The sequence below is a fragment of the Hyella patelloides LEGE 07179 genome (assembly GCF_900659865.1).
Lineage (GTDB): Bacteria > Cyanobacteriota > Cyanobacteriia > Cyanobacteriales > Xenococcaceae > Hyella > Hyella patelloides.
In genome coordinates this window covers 1-2911 of record NZ_LR214218.1, presented here as the reverse complement: position 1 = coordinate 2911, position 2911 = coordinate 1, and the positions used below count along the sequence as shown (strand labels likewise).

Sequence of the window (2911 nt, the reverse complement as noted above, 5' to 3'; positions counted from 1 at the left end):
GATAAGTGCAAGGGTCTTTTACCAATTTTAGGGGTTTTTCGCCATTTTTACTTAACTTTTTGCTGCGCCCAAAATCCTTGTAACCTTTATTTGCTCAAGGTTGTCAAGTTATTCAGCAAACCCTATTTAGCTCCACGATGTCATCATCACTAGAAATAATTAATTCGTTGTCAATGCCAATTTCGCCAAATTCATTGACTAAAACCGCCGTTTTCAATCCTTGCTGTTGAGTCAGAATATGGTTCAGCAGAGTGGTTTTTCCGCTACCCAAGAAGCCTGTAATGATGCTAACGGGGATGCCTTGTATCGATGTGTCCATTAACTGATTGTTAGATAACTGTTGGTGATTATGATAACGATTCTCATCATAGCCTCGGACTCTGACAACAGCAAGATTCCGAAAAAATATTCTATCGGAAGTTTTTTTGAGAACGATTATCGTTATAATAAATATTTGTAAACCAAATTGCTTCTCTTCACCATGTCAGAGATTAACCAGCAAGGATTACCAGTCACGATCATCACAGGCTTTCTCGGTAGCGGGAAAACCACCTTACTCAATCAAATCCTGCAAAATGACTCCAATCAGAAAGTTGCAGTATTAGTTAACGAATTTGGCGAGATCAATATCGATGCTCAACTTTTAGTTTCCTACGACGATGACATGGTGGAATTGAGCAACGGTTGTATTTGCTGCACCATTAATGAAGGGTTGGTAGAAGCAGTAACGCGAATCTTATCTAGGGGAGAAAAAGTAGATCGTTTGATTATCGAAACTACGGGAGTAGCTGACCCTTTGCCGATTATTTTGACTTTTGTTGGTTCGGATTTTCGAGAGTTTACCCACCTGGACTCGGTTATTACCTTGATTGATGCGGAAACCTTTACCCCAGAACATTTCAATAGCGAAGTGGCGTATAAGCAGATTGCCTATGGGGATATTCTCTTGTTGAATAAAATCGATTTAGTAGATAGAGAACAATTAACCGCATTAGAAACCTATATTGCTTCGATTAAAAACAATCCCAGAATTATTCATACCCAATATGCTCAAGTACCTCTGCCGTTAATCTTGGATCTGGGTTTAACTCAAATAGACAATTACGCTGAAGCAGAACATCGCGAACATCACCACCATCATTCCCATCACCTAGAAGCCGATGGTTTTGTGTCCCTGTCTTTCGAGAGCGATAAACCCTTTGATGTCTATAAATTTCAAAAGTTTTTAAACGAAGGACTTCCCCTAGAAGTATTTCGTGCTAAAGGAATTGTTTGGTTTGCAGGCAGTGAATTACGTCACATCTTCCAACTCTGCGGACAGCGCAACGATATTAAGTCCGAACCTTGGTCTACTCCTCCTTTGAACCAGCTAGTCTTTATCGGTCGTCATTTAGATACCGATAAACTCCGCCAACAGTTGAATGATTGCTTGGCTACTTCCGTTACTGTTTAATTTAATCTTATTCAAATTTATGACCCTAGCTAAGTCCAAACCAAATCAGGTTAACAAAATCGATAATAAATTACCACTACTAAATACTACGCAACAGCCTCCTGTATCTGAAGAGGAGATGCGCCAAGCGGTACGGACTTTACTCTTAGGATTGGGAGAAGACCCAGACCGCGAAGGCTTGAGAGATACTCCCAAAAGAGTGGTCAAAGCCTTAAAGTTTCTGACTTCTGGCTATCATCAATCCTTAGATGAATTGCTCAATGGGGCAGTATTTCACGAAAATACCGATGAAATGGTCTTGGTTAGAGATATCGACTTGTTTAGCTCCTGCGAACACCATATCTTACCAATTTTAGGTCGCGCTCACGTAGCTTATATTCCCGATAGGAAGGTAATCGGACTGTCAAAGATTGCTCGAATTTGTGAAATGTACGGACGACGTTTGCAGGTACAGGAAAGATTAACCGCCCAAATCGCCGATGCACTCCAAGGATTATTACAACCTAAAGGGGTGGCAGTAGTAGTAGAAGCCAGCCATATGTGTATGGTCATGCGGGGAGTGCAAAAACCTGGTTCTTGGACTTCCACCAGTGCGGTTAGAGGTGTGTTTGCCAATGATGCGAAAACCCGTCAGGAGTTTATGAGTTTAATTCGCCACAATCCTGCGTTGCGTTAATTGATGTGCGTGTCACTGTTAGAGATGGGTATTAAGCTCATCTCTTTATTTTTGACCGAGGAAGATACGAAGCGTAGCTTAGTCAGTCTCTCAAAGGAATCGCCCCGTCCAAGGTTTACACTGGCGATCGCTTGTCTCGGTGTTGACCCATTTCAATTTATGATCGTTAGTTTTTATGTCAATTCGACAACCCAGCAGTCACAAAACTGTTTTTGATTTCCTCAAACAACTCCAACGAGAAATTGATGCTCAAGATTTGTATTTAGAGTTACAGCGTCGGGGCAAAAAAATAGGATTAGCAACAGTGTATCGTGCATTAAAAACTCTTCACAAACAAGGCTCGATCCAAGAACGAATGAGTACCAACGGTAAATCTTTGTATAGTGCTACTTCATTCCACCAGCAACATCACCTTAACTGTCTTCACTGTCAACGTTCGATTGTTATCGATAATTGTCCGATAAACGGTAAATTAGATCGTTGGTTTCAATCTCAAGAATTTAAGGTTTATTATCATACTTTAGAATTTTTTGGTTTATGCACCGACTGTCAAGAACAAGAAGCATTTCGCCAATCATAAAGTGATCGCGGTTCTTAGGAATTGTCATTAGTATGAAATACATAATATCAAATTAAAGCTTACAAAAATGTTCACTAAAACGTCTGTTGAAATAGACTTTTCGTGCTACCAAGGTCTTCGTTTTATACTGCGACTAAATCTTAGTTGACATCTCAACTAATGCTTCTGGGTATTTGTTTAATCTTGCAGTCTAATTATTCAA

3 protein-coding genes and 1 pseudogene are annotated in these 2911 nt (G+C 40.1%); 3 read left to right on the top strand and 1 reads right to left on the bottom strand.

The genetic code is table 11. The annotated features are described in order from the left end of the window. Positions 1–115: 115 nt before the first annotated feature. A pseudogene (locus H1P_RS32395) lies at positions 116–319 on the bottom strand (GTP-binding protein); the annotation flags it as partial. Positions 320–481: 162 nt separating this feature from the next. Here H1P_RS32395 and H1P_RS32390 point away from each other — a divergent pair. From H1P_RS32390 to H1P_RS32380, 3 genes are all read left to right on the top strand, one after another. Next, positions 482–1453 (top strand): CobW family GTP-binding protein, encoded by a 972-nt coding sequence (locus tag H1P_RS32390; RefSeq protein WP_144875458.1) that lies wholly within the window; start codon positions 482–484, stop codon positions 1451–1453. Positions 1454–1472: 19 nt separating this feature from the next. After that, a complete protein-coding gene (gene folE, locus H1P_RS32385) occupies positions 1473–2129 on the top strand; it encodes a GTP cyclohydrolase I FolE (RefSeq protein WP_144875456.1) in 657 nt (218 codons plus the stop codon). A 175-nt stretch (positions 2130–2304) separates the two neighbouring features. Continuing rightward, a complete protein-coding gene (locus tag H1P_RS32380; protein ID WP_144875454.1) occupies positions 2305–2709 on the top strand; it encodes a Fur family transcriptional regulator in 405 nt (134 codons plus the stop codon). Positions 2710–2911: the final 202 nt, after the last annotated feature.

Bases quoted from the DNA above. Each gene is read 5' to 3' on its own strand.
- H1P_RS32390 (WP_144875458.1), top strand. From the start codon at position 482: ATGTCAGAGATTAACCAGCAAGGATTACCAGTCACGATCATCACAGGC.
- folE (WP_144875456.1), top strand. From the start codon at position 1,473: ATGACCCTAGCTAAGTCCAAACCAAATCAGGTTAACAAAATCGATAAT.
- H1P_RS32380 (WP_144875454.1), top strand. From the start codon at position 2,305: ATGTCAATTCGACAACCCAGCAGTCACAAAACTGTTTTTGATTTCCTC.